Source organism: Ruminococcus sp. 1001713B170207_170306_F1 (assembly GCF_015668065.1).
Taxonomy (GTDB): Bacteria; Bacillota; Clostridia; order Lachnospirales; family Lachnospiraceae; genus Blautia_A; species Blautia_A faecis.
On the sequence record NZ_JADPEX010000035.1, the window covers coordinates 1 to 16778 of the forward strand.

12 protein-coding genes, 1 rRNA gene and 1 other annotated feature are annotated in these 16778 nt (G+C 44.1%); of the genes, 12 read left to right on the forward strand and 1 reads right to left on the reverse strand.

Going from position 1 to position 16778, the window contains the following annotated elements:
- From I4V84_RS17370 to I4V84_RS17390, 5 genes are all read left to right on the forward strand, one after another.
- Positions 1-126 (forward strand): 23S ribosomal RNA (locus tag I4V84_RS17370); the annotation flags it as partial.
- A gap of 413 nt (positions 127-539) precedes the next feature.
- Positions 540-1973, forward strand: a complete 1434-nt coding sequence (locus I4V84_RS17375; protein WP_243284141.1) for an MATE family efflux transporter — start codon at positions 540-542, stop codon at positions 1971-1973.
- A 78-nt stretch (positions 1974-2051) separates the two neighbouring features.
- On the forward strand, positions 2052-3620 hold the full coding sequence (locus I4V84_RS17380; protein WP_207748692.1) for a sensor domain-containing diguanylate cyclase: 1569 nt from the start codon (positions 2052-2054) through the stop codon (positions 3618-3620).
- Positions 3621-3661: 41 nt separating this feature from the next.
- Complete coding sequence (locus tag I4V84_RS17385) at positions 3662-3916, forward strand: kinase (protein WP_118583324.1); 255 nt, start codon at positions 3662-3664, stop codon at positions 3914-3916.
- Between the two features lie 8 nt (positions 3917-3924).
- Positions 3925-4797, forward strand: a complete 873-nt coding sequence (locus tag I4V84_RS17390) for an aldose 1-epimerase family protein (RefSeq protein ID WP_195700225.1) — start codon at positions 3925-3927, stop codon at positions 4795-4797.
- Here I4V84_RS17390 and I4V84_RS20885 read toward each other — a convergent pair.
- Complete coding sequence (locus I4V84_RS20885) at positions 4739-4927, reverse strand: DUF6783 domain-containing protein (protein WP_308768485.1); 189 nt, start codon at positions 4925-4927, stop codon at positions 4739-4741. The two genes, I4V84_RS17390 and I4V84_RS20885, sit on opposite strands and share 59 nt — an antisense overlap.
- Here I4V84_RS20885 and I4V84_RS20890 point away from each other — a divergent pair.
- From I4V84_RS20890 to rpoC, 7 genes are all read left to right on the forward strand, one after another.
- Entirely contained in the window at positions 4892-4987 is a 96-nt protein-coding gene (locus tag I4V84_RS20890; RefSeq protein ID WP_308768486.1) for a DUF6783 domain-containing protein, read from the forward strand. The two genes, I4V84_RS20885 and I4V84_RS20890, sit on opposite strands and share 36 nt — an antisense overlap.
- Before the next feature lie 29 nt (positions 4988-5016).
- Positions 5017-5205: a DUF6472 family protein gene (locus I4V84_RS17395; protein ID WP_118583318.1), complete on the forward strand. Its 189-nt coding sequence runs from the start codon at positions 5017-5019 to the stop codon at positions 5203-5205.
- Positions 5206-5247: 42 nt separating this feature from the next.
- Positions 5248-5384: a sequence feature (ribosomal protein L10 leader region), on the forward strand.
- A 30-nt stretch (positions 5385-5414) separates the two neighbouring features.
- Entirely contained in the window at positions 5415-5927 is a 513-nt protein-coding gene (gene rplJ / locus I4V84_RS17400; RefSeq protein ID WP_118583316.1) for a 50S ribosomal protein L10, read from the forward strand.
- 67 nt (positions 5928-5994) lie between these two features.
- Positions 5995-6366 (forward strand): 50S ribosomal protein L7/L12, encoded by a 372-nt coding sequence (gene rplL / locus I4V84_RS17405; RefSeq protein WP_118583314.1) that lies wholly within the window; start codon positions 5995-5997, stop codon positions 6364-6366.
- Between the two features lie 135 nt (positions 6367-6501).
- Entirely contained in the window at positions 6502-8757 is a 2256-nt protein-coding gene (locus I4V84_RS17410; RefSeq protein ID WP_195993051.1) for a right-handed parallel beta-helix repeat-containing protein, read from the forward strand.
- Positions 8758-8942: 185 nt separating this feature from the next.
- Entirely contained in the window at positions 8943-12797 is a 3855-nt protein-coding gene (locus I4V84_RS17415) for a DNA-directed RNA polymerase subunit beta (protein WP_118583310.1), read from the forward strand.
- Positions 12798-12814: 17 nt separating this feature from the next.
- Positions 12815-16540 (forward strand): DNA-directed RNA polymerase subunit beta', encoded by a 3726-nt coding sequence (rpoC, locus tag I4V84_RS17420; RefSeq protein WP_195993052.1) that lies wholly within the window; start codon positions 12815-12817, stop codon positions 16538-16540.
- Positions 16541-16778: the final 238 nt, after the last annotated feature.

Here is a 16778-nt window from a genome sequence, read left to right on the forward strand (position 1 = left end):
CTCAAGATGAGATGTCCCATTCGAAAGAAGTAAACCCCCTTGAAGACGACGAGGTAGATAGGGCAGGGGTGGAAGTGCAGTAATGCACGGAGCTGACTGTTACTAATAGGGTGAGGGCTTGACCAACAATCGCAAGGTTAAAAAGTGATTCCATTAGGATGTAACATGTATGTAGTTTTGAAGGTACAGAACGGAAACGGTAGCCGGTTGGTTATCGTTTTTTTTGTTGCCTTTTCTTTACTTTTACCCTATTTTTTTTCTTTATATTCTGCTAAAATATTTTTTAAATCAATTCATAAAATGATATGAGTGTCAAAAGTTCTTTTGCCACTCATTTGATACCCCGGATTGCGACCCAGCTCCGCTGCTCCCGCAATCCTCCAAATATTCGAAATCCGCTGATTTACTGCGTAAATCGCTACTTTCTCATATTTGGCATGTCCCAAGTTCAAACGCCTTATCGTGCAAGCACGAACGGCTTTTTGACCTTTTGACACTGGTATCACAAAATAACAGGTAACAGAACAGGAAGAAATAAGATGAAATCAACTAGAAACAGATCCAGACTGGCAGATCAGGGAACAAAAGAAATGCTGCCAGTTATTTTTTCTCTTGCGTGGCCAACTATGCTGGAACAGCTGATGCAGACTGCAGTACAATATATGGACACTGGTATGGTAGGCGTCCTGGGAACAAGTGCAACAGCCGCTGTTGGAGCTACCAGTACAGTAAACTGGCTGATTGGAAGTACGGTTTCTGCGATCAGCATAGGATTTCTGGCATACATATCCCAGTCAATCGGAGCAGGAAAAAAAGAACAGGCAAAAAAAGCTTCAGGACAGGCTGTGCTGACAGTTGTGATCGTAGGAATATTTTTTACAATTCTGACAATGGGACTGAGCCGTAAAGTCCCTGTTTGGATGCAGGTAGATTCTTCTATTCAGAAACTGGCATCCAGCTATTTCCTGATCCTCTATGCACCGATGCTTTTTCGAACTGCGAACATTATTTTTGGAACTGTCCTGAGGGCAGTGGGCGATACCAAAACCCCTATGCAGGTAGGAGTTGCCTTTAATGTTATTAACATTGTACTGAACTTTTTTCTTATATATTCCACCAGAACAGTGCTGATTGGTGGAAAAGAACTGGTGATCCCAGGCGCTGGATGGGGCGTTCAAGGTGCAGCAGCTGCGAGTGCTATAGCTTATACCATTGGAGGTATTGCAATTACGGTTAAATTATGGAAGCATACTGATATATCTCCAAAGGGTCAGAGCTTCCTGCCGGATTCTGCAGTTCTGCGCCCTTGTCTGAAGGTGGCTGTTCCAAATATGTTTCAGCGATTTGCCACGTCCCTTGGATATGTGGCATTTGCATCCATGATCAATTCTTTGGGCGAGACTGCAACGGCAGCCCATACTATTGCCAATACAGTAGAATCTGCTTTTTATATTCCAGGATATGGAATGCAGACAGCAGCGGCTACTCTTGCAGGAAATGCTCTTGGGGCCAATGACAATAAAAAACTCAACAGCCTTGCCAAGGCAATTGTGCCGTTGGAAGTGGGACTGATGGTTATTTCCGGAAGTCTGCTGTTTATTTTTGCGCCGATATTGATTAGGCTGTTTTCATCAGATGCGCAGGTTATCCGTCTGGGAAGTACGGTACTTCGTATGGTTGCTGTTTCCGAACCGTTTTATGGTGTACCTATTGTGATCGAGGGCATGATGCAAGGTGTGGGGAAAACAGTAACTCCCTTTATTTTCAATGTAGCGGGAATGTGGGGTGTAAGAATTCTGGGGACTTTTATCTGCATCCATCTTCTTGGACTGGGACTTGTGTCTGCCTGGGGATGCATGATAGGTCACAATATGCTTCTTTTTGTTTTATTCACTTTACATTATTTCAGCGGCAGATGGAACCCTATGAATAAAACAAAAGTATCCTTCCAATACAAGACTTGTAAAAAGTGACCAAAAATCACAAGCTTGACAGCAGAATATATAGGATTTATACTGAAAAATAACGAATAAAAGCCGTCACGGCTTGGAATGGATGACGTTAATATGGAAAAAAGCGTGAAAGACAATCCTGAATACAAAATGAAACGGCAGGGAATGATCATCGGACTGGTCTGTCTTGCTGTGATGGTGTTTCTGACGATTTTTCTTATGAGCAGATATCGTCAAAGAACAGAGAAGATTTTTACAGAGCTTATGGAGGAATCACTTTTATCCACCCATTCGGAAGCACTGACAGAAATGGAGAATTTCCTGGCTGGTTCAACTGGAGCAGATAAGGTGGAGGAAGCCTGGGAGGCTCTGAACGAGGACGAGGGGAATGTGCTTCACTATGTGTGCAATTCAGATGGGAAAATCCTGGCAGGAGATATGCGGATTTTTGACATTGAATATACGGTGGCGACAGTGCTTCATTCGCAGCATGTGAAGGATAAGAGCATTTCCCAGGTGGAAAAGTCCCTTAAAAAGCTGACCTATGGAGCACCCCATATTTTCACGGAGCTTGAGAAAACGGATATCTATCTGGTGGCATCCAAGTTGGAAGGCAGAGACTGTATTCTGTTTTCAGAATATCGTTCCGCCAAAATGAAGAATTATAAAGCAATACTCATCAATGGAAACCGCATGATTATTTTTACGCTTCTTGGATGCGCGTTGATCATGCTGCTTTTTACAGTACGATTCTATATGAAACAGCAGAAGAAAGTGATGAAAGGTCAGGCAAGGTACGACATTTTGTCGGAGTTTTCGGACACGGTTCTTTTTGAATATGACTGCCTGGAAAAAACATTGGTATTTACGCCAAATATAACGACTTTATTTGGACTGAAGGAAATCGGTCCGATCAGGCCTTTTGACAGTGACACAGATTTCACAATGGTTCATCCAGATGATGTGGCGAAGGTAAAGGCACTTCTTTCCACAATTGGTGATAATTCTGATGAGATTGATGATTTTGTAATTCGTTTTAAGGATAAGAACGATAATTATCGTTGGGTGCGATGGATGGGCCGTCTGATACGAGGCCGTCTTGGTACACCACAGGCATTTCTGGGCAAGATTTCTGACGTTCAGAATGAGATGACCAGAGAACAGGATCTTCGTGAAAAAGCCTCTGTTGATGGTCTTACAGGCGCTCTGAACCGCAAGGCTGCAGAGCAGAAAATCAATACGCTTATGCAGGATAAAGAGTGTAAAGGTTACCTGCTTATGCTCGATATTGATGATTTTAAAACGGTAAATGATACAATGGGGCATGCAATAGGTGACCTTGCATTGATTACTTTGGTAAAACTTTTGAAGGAACATTTCCGTAGGGAGGATATTATCGGTCGTCTTGGCGGTGATGAATTTATTGTGTTTATGACAAATACAGAGCTTGCTTCGGCTGTTGAAGCAAAAGGTGCGGAAATTCTTGATATTCTGGCAAAGTCAGAGACTACACCACATTTTACCGTGAGTATAGGAGCGGCGGCTTATCCTGCAGCTGGAAACGACTATGAAAGCCTGTATCTGGCGGCGGATAACGCAATGTATGCTTCAAAGAAATCCGGTAAGAACAGAATTTATGTAGATAATGGTCAGCAGAAAAAAGAATGATCATAAAAGTATCGCTTTGAGACTAAAGGAAGGTGACAAAAATGCGGTTACAGATTGTACAGGATGCATTAAAAAAGAAGAATATCAAATACGAATATACAGAGATTGATGGCTGCGGAAGTCTTGATTTTCTGTTTCGAGGATTGAAATTCCATGTGTGGGAGTATGAGGACCGTGTCTGGGGGGCAGAGACAAATATTTATGAAGCAGGACGCAGTCAGGATATTGAGGGCAACTATGAAGAGGTCATTGCCAGAGAGATTTTATCATGGCCCGATATGATGCCAGGAAGTTGAGGAATGGAATGAAATACGAGATCAGCAATGAATTTCTTAAAGTGAAGGCCGACACAGAAGGTGCTATTTTGTGGTCCGTGACAGATAAGGACGGATTTGAGTATATCTGGCAGGGAGATGACAGATACTGGAATGAGCATGGTGCCAATCTTTTTCCCTATATTGCCAGATTATGGGAGAAATCCTACATATTTCAGGGGAAGACTTATCATATGGACATTCACGGTTTTGCCAAGGATTCTGTTTTCTCCTGTGAGAAAGCAGGGGAGAATGAACTGGTGTTTGCAATGGAAGATACCAGGGAAACTTTGGAACAGTATCCATTTCATTTTCGTTTTGAGATCCGATATCTGCTTGAGAAAAATACTTTAAAAGTTTTCTATTCGGTAAAAAATAAGGATGAGAAAACGATGTATTTTGGAATCGGCGGTCACCCGGGATTTAATATTCCGATGGAAGAGGGACTTTCCTTTGAGGATTATGAATTGGAATTTTCCAGGGCATGTGAGCCGCAGCGCATTCTTTTTTCACAGGAGTGTTTTGTGGAGGGGAAGGAGTCCTATGAACTTTTGGAGGGCAGACGGATTCCTCTTCGTCATAATCTTTTTGATGAAGATGCTATTGTGCTGGAGAAAACCTCTGGAGAGGTTCTGCTTCACAGTACGAAGGGCAAAAAGGCAGTGAAGGTATCTTATGTGGATATGCCTTATGTCGGTTTCTGGCATATGCCCTGCATGGATGCTCCTTATGTTTGCATTGAGCCGTGGTGTTCCCTTCCATCCAGACAGGGAATTACAGAAAATCTGGAGGAACAGAAGAATCTTATTTCACTGGAAGCTGGCAGGGAGTGCCAGATTTCCTGGACCATGGAAATTCTCTAGAGCGTGTCTGAAAAAGGCTTTCTGCAAGATGTGCGTCACAATTTGTGGGAGATTTTGACTGGATGAGGGCGCCGTAGCGGGCTACGGTAACCGAATTCAGGCAAAATCTCCCGCAAAGTGGGGCGTGCAGATTGTGGGAATGATTTTTCAAACACGTTCTAAAACGTGCAGATTGTGGGAATGTTTTTAAATACTCGCAAGGAAGGCAGGGTATGTAATATGAAAAAGAAGCAGGGGGCGAACTGCGAATATTGTGTAAACTATTCTTACGACGATGATTACGAGTGCTATACTTGTGATATGAACCTTGACGAAGATGAGATGTATCGTTTTATTACAGGAACCTATCACGATTGCCCTTATTTCCGCATGGGGGACGAGTACAGAGTAGTAAGAAAACAGATGTAAAAAAATTAAAATTACTATTGACAAATAAAATCGAACGTGGTATTTTATTACGGAACGCTGCCGAAGACAGTAGGTGCCGTAAGGCATAAGGATTAAAACGCCTACCGAGGACTAAGTATTCTTTCGTAAGAATTACGTTAAGCCTTGCTGTCTTACAGTAAGGCTTTTTTTGGCGGTATATCAAATTCTATAAGGAGGTGTACCATTTCATGGCAAAAGTAGAACTGAAACAACCAATCGTAGAAGAAATCGCTAACAATATTAAAGACGCACAGGCTGTTGTTCTTGTTGACTACAGTGGTCTTACAGTTGAGCAGGATACTATTTTACGTAAAGAGTTAAGAGAGTCCGGCGTACAGTACAAGGTTTACAAAAACACTTTAATGCGTCGTGCATTTGAAGGTACTCCATGTGCAGATCTTGACAAGCACTTACATGGAACAAACGCTATTGCAATTTCTGCAACAGACGCTACTGCTCCTGCAAGAATCCTTGCTAAATTTGCAAAACAGTATCCGGCACTTGAGTTAGTAGCTGGTATTGTTGAGGGTAACTACAACGATCAGGCAGGAATCCAGGCACTGTCCCAGATCCCGTCCAGAGAAGAACTTCTTGGCAAACTGCTTGGAAGTATCCAGTCTCCTATTACCAACTTTGCTCGTGTGCTTAATCAGATCGCAGAGCAGAAGGGTGGAGAGGCTGAGGCACCAGCAGCAGAATAATTTAAGTTTCTGTCGCTGAATCGAATCATTGATTCCACAAAAAATTTAAAAATGGAGGAAAATTATAATGGCAAAGTTAACAACAGCTGAGTTTATCGAAGCAATCAAAGAGTTATCTGTATTAGAGTTAAATGATTTAGTAAAAGCTTGCGAGGAAGAGTTCGGTGTATCCGCAGCAGCAGGCGTTGTTGTAGCAGCAGCAGGTGCTGGTGAAGCAGCTGAGGAGAAAGATGAGTTTGACGTAGAGCTTACAGAAGTAGGTCCTAACAAAGTTAAAGTTATCAAAGTTGTTCGTGAGATCACAGGCTTAGGTCTTAAAGAAGCTAAAGAAGTTGTTGATGGTGCTCCGAAAATGGTTAAAGAGGGCGCTTCCAAAGCAGAGGCTGAGGATATCAAAACTAAACTTGAGGCTGAAGGCGCTAAAGTTACTCTTAAATAATTTAGGTGTATTTAAGCGAACCATGCTCCCCGCAGAAGTCTGTCGTGCAGGCCACTGCGGGGATTTTTTTGTGTAACAGGAAATTCTGTTGGAGTTTCCTGCAATCAGGATTCTTTTTGTGCAAGGAGATTCTGAATGAATATAAAAATGTTTTTGACTGTAACATTACTGGGAGTATCTTTATATCTGGGAGGCAGTTCTGTTATATATGCTGAATCAGCAGAAAATGTGACGGAGAATTTTGAAGACAGCTTTTCAGATTGCGATATTGAGCCGGAAATGGAAGAGGATGAGACTGGCTTCTATGGCGGAACAGCTGAGGTGGGATTTTTTTCAGCAGATGAGTCTGATAATGATTTTGAAGAGGAGCCAGAAGAAGCTCTGCTTACACCTGTACCTTCTGATAATGAACAGCAGATTCTGGCGACTATTCCAGAAGGCGCTGCAGTGGTGACTTTAGATGTGGCTGATGGAAGTGATATTACCGAAACTTTGAATACAGTGCTTCACTTTATGGGGCAGAGAGCTACAGATGAAACTCCTTGTACGGTAATCATTCCTCAGGGAAGCTATCTGATTTCCGGAACTATCCATATGTACAGCAATCTTACTCTTTATGCAGAAGGGGCTGTGCTGACGAAAACTTGTACAGATAAGCATGTGGTCCTCAGACTGGGAGATGACATACTTTCTGCCGGAGGTTATGATGGATATCACAATATCACCATTGAAGGCGGAACCTGGGATCTGAATTACCCGGTTGTCGAAGATAAGGAAGGCACAGGCGGTTTTGTAGGCTTCAGGATTGGACATGCCAGACACGTAACTGTGAAGAACGTAACATTTCTAAACAATTTGAAATCTCATTTTCTTGAGCTGGCAGGTACGGAAGATGTAACTGTGACTGGCTGTACATTCCGGGGATATTGGCAGGAATATGAAGGCGGCGGACAGGAATGCATTCAGCTGGATGCATGTTTGGATTATATTTTTCCAGGATATCAGCCCTTTGACGGAGCTGTCTGTGAGAATATCAGGATTACGGATAACGTTTTTGAGGATGTGTTTGCAGGAGTGGGCAGTCACAGCATGATCTACGACAGACCATACCGGAACATCGTGATTCAGGGGAATACCTTTCGAAATGTGAAAAAGAGAGCTGTCTGGTGCCTGAATTACGTGGATTCTGCTGTGGAGGACAATATAATAGAGAATGCAGGCGGCGGAGTGCTTGTGAGCTGCATGTATTTCCCGAATACCCATCTTATACCGGGAACTGTTGCAGGAATGGAAGGAAACCACCAGAATGCGGGTATTTCCGTGAAAAACAATCAGATTTCTATTTCTTCAGTGAGTCAGATCAATGGAAACACATGGAGAGGATATGGAATTGAAGTCCAGGGAGCCTGGGTAAGTGACAGCTCAAAGGCACAGGCTAAGGGAATTCCGACAGGTATTTATAAGGAAACCGGTGTTACGGTAAAGGAAAATATGATCACAGGGACTGGAAATGGAATTCGCCTTTATCTTGCTGATGGCTGTACAGTGGAAGATAATCAGTTGAAGCTGCAAAAAACTGCATCCTTTTCCAATATGGGAATTTATCTGTCTGCTTCTTCTAAAAATGTGATAAAAGATAATCAGGTATCAGGTTGTAAAAATGTAGGAATCTACGCTTATGACGGAGGAAAGCTGGGGACTCCATCCACAGAGAATCAAGTCCTGGATAATGTGATTTCAGGTATCGGCGGCGATGGAATTCTTATGGAAAATGGCTCTGACGGGTGTGAAGTAAGCCGGAACCGTATATCCTCCGGAAAAAAGAACGGAATTGTTCTCTGGGGCAGCGAGGGCTGTCAGATCACAGCAAATCAGGTGAAAGGCTGTATGCTGGACGGAATATATGTGGAAAATATTGGAAATGCTGTTATAAAATCTAACAGGATTACAAATGTGAACGGCAGAGGAATCCAAGTGATCGCAAGTCAGACCGGAAAACTTTATGGAAATGCGGTTACTGGCAGCAGAAAATGCGGTTTATATGTAAGCAGGTCAAAGATTTCCGGAAACAAAAAGAACCGTCTGGAGAATAATGGCAGTACTTATGCAATTTATGCGGAAAACAGCACTGGAATCATTTCCGTGAAAATGCCCACTGCGTCTAAGATCACCAGAAAGTCAGTGAAGATCACAGGCAAAGCGGCGGGTGGAAAGAAACTTACAATTTATGCAGTGAGCAGAAACAAGAATAAAAAAATCGGCAGAGGAAGCATCAATTCCCGAAAGAAATATAATATTTCTATCAAAAAACAGAAAAAAGGAACGAAGCTTCTCTTTGTATTATCGGATAAATATGGAAACCTTTCTTATAGTAAGAGAAAAGTAAAATAAATTATAACTATTCAGCAATTACAAATAAAAAAACAAATGAAAAAACAACAGAAAAGTGCTTGACAGGCTTTTTTTGTTGTGCTATAGTGAAGAATGCTATATTATGGCAAGATATGCCTACTATGCTTATGCAGCAGAGCGGGCTGATGTTGTAATAAATAAAATAAAACAGGGGTGAAACGTCAATGGAAAAAAACAGAATTCGTTCTGTAAAAACTGGAAAAAGCATGCGAATGAGCTACCAGAGACAAAAAGAAGTCCTGGAAATGCCGAACTTGATCGAGGTCCAGAAGGATTCTTACCAGTGGTTTCTCGACGAAGGATTGAATGAAGTATTCGACGATATTTCTCCAATCGCAGACTACGGCGGAAAGCTCAGTCTTGAATTCATCGGCTTCACATTTGATGAAAAAGAGGCTAAATACACCATCGAGCAGTGTAAAGAACGTGACGTAACTTATGCCGCACCTTTGAAGGTTCGAGTGAGACTGATTAACAAGGAAACAGATGAGATCAACGAACACGAGATTTTCATGGGAGACCTGCCGATTATGACCGCGACAGGAACTTTCGTCATTAACGGTGCTGAGCGTGTTATTGTCAGCCAGTTAGTACGTTCCCCTGGAATCTATTATGCCATTGCACACGATAAAATCGGTAAGAGACTGTTTTCCTGTACAGTAATTCCTAACAGAGGAGCATGGCTGGAATATGAGACTGACTCCAACGATGTATTCTATGTGCGTGTGGACAGAACCCGTAAGGTTCCGATCACTGTACTGATCCGTGCACTTGGTGTTGGTTCCAATGCAGAGATCATTGATCTGTTTGGCGAAGAGCCGAAGATCCTTGCAAGTTTCACAAAGGATACTTCTACGAATTATGAAGAAGGTCTTCTTGAACTGTATAAGAAAATCCGTCCAGGCGAGCCGCTTGCAGTTGAGAGCGCAGAGAGCCTGATCAATGCGATGTTCTTTGATCCGAGAAGATATGATCTTGCCAAGGTCGGACGTTATAAATTTAATAAGAAACTTCATTTCAATAAACGAATTGTTGGTCATAAGCTGGCTGACGATGTGGTTGAGGGCTCTACAGGAGAAATTCTTGCAGAGGCTGGTACTATCGTAACCAGAGAACTGGCTGATGCCATTCAGAACGCTGCAGTTCCATTTGTATGGATCCAGGGTGAAGAAGACCGCAGAATTAAAGTTCTTTCTAACTTAATGGTAGACATGCATCACTATCTGCCAGAAATTGAGAACCTGGAAGAGCTTGGGGTTACAGAGTTAGTATATTACCCTGTACTCGAAAAAATTCTGGAAGAAAATGACACACTTGAGGACAGAATTGCCGCTATCCGCAGAGATATCCATGACCTGATCCCGAAGCATATTACAAGAGAAGATATTTTTGCTTCTATTAATTACAATATGCATCTGGAATATGGCATTGGAAATGACGACGACATCGACCACTTAGGAAACCGTCGTATCCGTGCGGTTGGTGAACTGCTTCAGAATCAGTACCGTATCGGTCTTTCCAGACTTGAGCGTGTGGTTCGTGAGAGAATGACAACACAGGATGTGGAGAGCATTTCCCCGCAGTCCCTGATCAATATCAAACCTGTAACAGCTGCTGTAAAAGAGTTCTTTGGATCTTCCCAGCTGTCACAGTTCATGGATCAGAACAACCCTCTTGGTGAGCTGACCCATAAGAGACGTCTTTCCGCACTTGGACCTGGCGGTTTGTCACGAGACAGAGCCGGATTCGAGGTTCGAGACGTTCACTATTCCCATTACGGAAGAATGTGCCCGATCGAGACTCCTGAGGGTCCAAACATCGGTCTGATCAACTCCCTTGCATCTTATGCAAAGCTGAATCAGTACGGATTTGTTGAGGCACCTTACCGTAAGATTGATAAAACTGATCCTATGAATCCGCGTGTAACTGACGAAGTTGTTTACATGACCGCAGATGAAGAGGATAACTACCATGTAGCACAGGCGAATGAGGCACTTGACGCAGAAGGACATTTCGTTCGTAAGAACGTTTCCGGTCGTTATCGTGAAGAGACTCAGGAGTATGAGCGTCAGATGTTTGATTACATGGACGTATCTCCTAAGATGGTATTCTCTGTAGCTACAGCCCTGATTCCATTCCTTCAGAACGACGATGCGAACCGTGCGCTGATGGGATCAAACATGCAGCGTCAGGCTGTTCCGCTTCTTACCACAGAAGCACCAGTTGTTGGTACAGGAATGGAAGCAAAGACAGCTGTTGACTCCGGTGTTTGTGTGGTTGCAAGAAAGTCTGGTACTGTACTTCGCTCCACATCTACCGATATCAGCATCAAGAATGATGATGGAACAAAAGATGATTATCATCTTACCAAATTCATGCGCAGTAACCAGAGCAACTGCTACAACCAGCGTCCGATCGTTAATCAGGGCGAGCACGTTGAAGCAGGTGATGTTATTGCCGATGGTCCGTCTACTTCTCAGGGAGAGCTTGCTCTTGGCAAGAACCCTCTGATCGGATTTATGACCTGGGAAGGTTATAACTACGAGGATGCCGTACTGTTAAGTGAGAAACTTGTACAGAACGATGTTTATACATCTGTTCACATTGAAGAATATGAAGCAGAATCCCGTGATACAAAGCTTGGACCGGAAGAGATCACCCGTGATGTTCCAGGCGTAGGTGATGATGCACTCAAGGATCTTGATGAGCGCGGAATCATTCGTATCGGTGCAGAGGTTCGTGCTGGTGATATCCTTGTTGGTAAGGTTACTCCTAAGGGAGAGACTGAGCTTACAGCAGAGGAGAGACTTCTTCGTGCAATCTTTGGTGAGAAAGCACGCGAGGTTCGTGATACTTCCCTTAAGGTACCACACGGTGAGTATGGTATCGTTGTAGACGCCAAGGTATTCACAAGAGAAAATGGTGATGAGCTGTCTCCAGGAGTTAATCAGTCTGTACGTATCTATATCGCACAGAAGAGAAAAATCTCCGTTGGTGATAAGATGGCTGGTCGTCATGGTAACAAGGGTGTCGTTTCCCGTGTACTTCCGGTTGAGGATATGCCATTCCTTCCGAACGGACGTCCACTGGATATCGTGCTGAACCCGCTGGGTGTACCTTCCCGTATGAACATTGGACAGGTCCTGGAAATTCATTTAAGTCTTGCTGCCAAAGCACTTGGCTTTAATATTTCCACACCGGTATTCGATGGTGCAAACGAGAATGATATCCAGGATACACTGGAACTTGCAAATGACTATGTAAATACAGAAGATTTTGAAGAGTTCCGTGAGAAATACAAAGACATTCTGGCACCTGATGTAATGCAGTATCTGGATGAGAACAAAGCCCACAGAGCATTGTGGAAAGGTGTTCCGATTTCCAGAGATGGTAAAGTACAGCTTCGTGACGGACGTACCGGAGAGTTCTTCGACGGTCCGACCACAATCGGACACATGCATTACCTGAAACTGCATCATCTGGTTGATGATAAGATCCATGCCCGTTCCACAGGTCCTTACTCTCTGGTTACACAGCAGCCACTGGGTGGTAAAGCTCAGTTCGGTGGACAGCGTTTCGGAGAGATGGAGGTTTGGGCTCTGGAGGCATACGGTGCATCTTATACACTCCAGGAAATCCTGACAGTTAAATCCGATGATGTAGTCGGTCGTGTGAAGACTTATGAAGCAATCATCAAGGGTGATAACATCCCTGAGCCTGGTATTCCGGAATCCTTTAAGGTTCTTCTTAAAGAGCTCCAGTCCCTGGCATTGGATGTACGTGTGCTCAAAGATGATCAGACAGAAGTTCAGATCATGGAGAATGTAGATTACGGCGAAACCGATCTTCGTGCAGTTATCGAGGGAGATTCCCGCGGCCACAGAGGAGAGGAATCCTTCAGCAAACATGGCTATACCAAGCAGGAGTTTGACGGAGAGGAACTTGTTGATGTGGACGAGGACGAAGAAGAGGATTATGAATCCGAAATCGACGATTCCTACGATGATATCGAAGAGTAGAAAGGGGAAAAGAATACATGGCAGAATCAACCAATACCAATGAAACATATCAGCCAATGACTTTTGATGCCATTAAAATTGGACTGGCGTCCCCGGAAAAGATCAGAGAGTGGTCAAGAGGTGAGGTTACAAAACCGGAAACCATCAACTACCGTACCTTGAAACCGGAGAAAGACGGACTTTTCTGTGAAAGAATTTTCGGACCAAGCAAGGACTGGGAGTGCCACTGCGGTAAATATAAGAAAATCCGTTATAAAGGTGTTGTCTGCGACCGATGCGGCGTTGAGGTTACCAAGGCTTCCGTCCGTAGAGAGCGTATGGGTCACATTGAGCTTGCTGCTCCTGTTTCCCATATCTGGTATTTCAAGGGTATTCCGTCCCGTATGGGACTTATCCTGGATCTGACTCCAAGAACACTGGAGAAAGTTCTTTACTTTGCAAATTATATTGTACTGGATCCGGCAGATTCCGGACTCCAGTACAAGCAGATCCTTACTGAGAGAGAATATCAGGATGCCCGTGAGTCTTACGGAAATAACTTCCGCGTAGGCATGGGTGCTGAGGCTATCAAAGAGCTCCTTATGGCTATCGACCTTGAGAAGGATTCCGCTGAATTAAAGGCAGAGCTGGTTAAGGCAACAGGCCAGAAGCGTGCAAGGATCATCAAACGTCTTGAGGTTGTTGAATCTTTCCGTGAGTCAGGAAACCGTCCTGAGTGGATGATTCTTGATGTTGTTCCTGTAATCCCGCCAGATCTTCGTCCTATGGTACAGCTGGATGGTGGACGTTTTGCGACATCTGACCTGAATGATCTGTACAGAAGAATCATTAATCGTAATAATCGTCTGAAAAGACTGCTGGAGCTTGGTGCTCCGGATATCATTGTCCGCAATGAGAAACGTATGCTTCAGGAAGCTGTTGATGCTTTGATCGACAATGGTCGTCGTGGCCGTCCGGTTACAGGTCCTGGAAACAGAGCCCTGAAATCCCTTTCTGACATGCTGAAAGGTAAATCCGGACGTTTCCGTCAGAACCTTCTTGGTAAGCGTGTTGACTACTCCGGACGTTCCGTTATCGTTGTTGGACCAGAGCTGAAGATTTATCAGTGCGGTCTGCCAAAAGAGATGGCAATCGAGCTGTTTAAGCCTTTCGTTATGAAAGAACTGGTAGCAAACGGTACCTCTCACAATATTAAGAATGCCAAGAAGATGGTAGAGAAGCTTGAGCCAGCTGTATGGGATGTTCTGGAAGATGTTATCAAAGAACATCCGGTTATGCTGAACCGTGCACCTACACTGCATCGTCTGGGTATCCAGGCGTTTGAGCCGATCCTTGTAGAAGGTAAGGCTATTAAGCTTCATCCGCTTGTTTGTACCGCTTTCAACGCTGACTTCGATGGTGACCAGATGGCTGTCCATCTTCCACTGTCCCAGGAAGCACAGGCAGAGTGCCGTTTCCTGCTTCTGTCTCCGAACAACCTTCTGAAACCTTCTGATGGTGGACCGGTAGCCGTTCCTTCACAGGATATGGTCCTTGGTATTTACTATCTGACACAGGAAAGACCTGGAAACAAGGGAGAAGGAAAGTTCTTTAAGAGCGTAAATGAGGCAATTCTGGCATATGAGAACCAGGTAATTACTCTGCAGTCCAAGATTCTTGTCCGCTGTAGCAAAGTAATGCCGGATGGAAGCACTTTCACAGGCAACGTGCAGTCTACACTGGGACGTTTCCTGTTCAATGAGATCCTGCCACAGGATCTTGGATTTGTTGACAGAAGCATTCCGGGAAATGAGCTTCTTCTTGAGGTTGACTTCCTGGTTGGTAAGAAACAGCTGAAACAGATCCTTGAAAAAGTTATTAATACTCACGGAGCAACCAAGACTGCTGAGGTTCTGGACTCTATCAAAGCTATGGGTTACAAGTATTCTACAAGAGCTGCCATGACTGTATCTATTTCTGATATGACCGTGCCGCCGCAGAAGCCTGAGATGATCAAGGCTGCACAGGATACTGTAGATAAGATCACAAAGAACTATAAACGAGGTCTTATTACTGAGGAAGAGCGTTATAAAGAGGTTGTTGATACCTGGAAGAAGACTGACGATGAGCTTACTCATGCACTTCTTTCCGGACTTGATAAGTACAACAACATCTTCATGATGGCTGACTCTGGTGCTCGTGGATCTGATAAACAGATCAAACAGCTTGCAGGTATGCGTGGATTGATGGCCGATACAACCGGACATACAATCGAGCTTCCTATCAAGTCAAACTTCCGTGAAGGTCTGGACGTACTGGAATACTTCATGTCCGCTCACGGAGCGCGTAAAGGACTTTCCGATACCGCTCTTCGTACAGCCGATTCCGGTTACCTGACAAGACGTCTTGTTGACGTATCTCAGGATCTGATCGTACGTGAGATGGACTGCTGTGAGAACAGAGCAGAGATTTCCGGTATGTATGTAAAAGGTTTCATGGATGGTAAGGAGGAGATCGAGAGCCTTCAAGATCGTATTACAGGTCGTTTCTCCTGCGAGACCATTAAGAATAAAGAGGGCGAAGTCCTTGTAAAAGCAAACCACATGATCACTCCGAAGCGTGCTGCACGTATCATGAAAGAGGGTGTAGATAACATTACCGGAGGTGCTGTTGAGCAGGTTAAGATCCGTACCATCCTGAGCTGTAAGTGTAAGGTTGGTGTGTGTGCGAAGTGCTATGGCGCAAACATGGCTACCGGTGAGCCGGTACAGGTTGGTGAGTCCATCGGTATCATCGCTGCACAGTCTATCGGTGAGCCAGGTACACAGCTGACTATGCGTACTTTCCATACAGGTGGTGTTGCCGGTGGAGATATCACACAGGGTCTTCCTCGTGTCGAGGAGCTTTTTGAGGCAAGAAAGCCGAAAGGACTTGCTGTCATCACTGAAATCAAGGGTGTTGCTACAATCAATGACACCAAGAAGAAGAGAGAGATCATCGTAACAGATCCGGAGACTGGTGATTCCAAGACTTACCTGATCCCATACGGTTCCCGTATCAAGGTCATGGACGGACAGGTTATGGAGGCTGGTGATGAGCTTACAGAAGGTAGTGTAAACCCGCATGATATTCTTCGAATCAAGGGTGTTCGTGCAGTTCAGGATTACATGATCCGTGAGGTTCAGCGTGTATACCGTCTTCAGGGTGTTGAGATTAACGATAAACATATCGAGGTTATCGTTCATCAGATGCTGAAGAAAATCCGTATCGAGGATAACGGAGATTCTGAGTTCCTGCCAGGTACACTTGTTGACTTCCTTGAGTATGAGGAAGTAAATGAGAAACTGGAAGCTGAGGGATTACGTCCTGCAATTGGAAAACAGGGAATGCTTGGTATTACCAAGGCATCTCTGGCAACTGATTCCTTCTTGTCAGCTGCTTCTTTCCAGGAGACTACCAAGGTTCTGACCGAAGCTGCTATCAAGGGTAAGGTTGACCATCTGATCGGTCTGAAAGAGAATGTAATCATCGGTAAACTGATTCCAGCTGGTACAGGTATGAAGTGCTACAGCGATGTAGAGCTTGATACAGGAATGCCGGAAGAGCCAGAAGAAATCGAATTCGATGAAATGGACGACGAGGATCAGGATGTGCTGGATGTAGCGGAAGACTCAGAAGAGCTGGAGACTGCTGATGAGGCAGATCTTGCAGTGGATGAGGATACATTTGAGGATGAGGATTCTTCTGAAGACAGTGAAGAATAAACGATAAAATATGAAATCCCCCAGGGTGACAGAAATGTTGCTTTGGGGGATTTTTGTGTAACAGAGAATTCTATGGAACTTACTGTTACACAAAAAAGTGCAGCCCGGCAGGAACACACTGCAGCAGCAAGGGAAATGCTGCTCGAGACAATCCGCCGTAGGCGAGGGTAAGGAAAAATATGGATAGAGGAAAATACAACCTGGTCTATCATTTGTGGTAAGATTCCTGTATAATGTT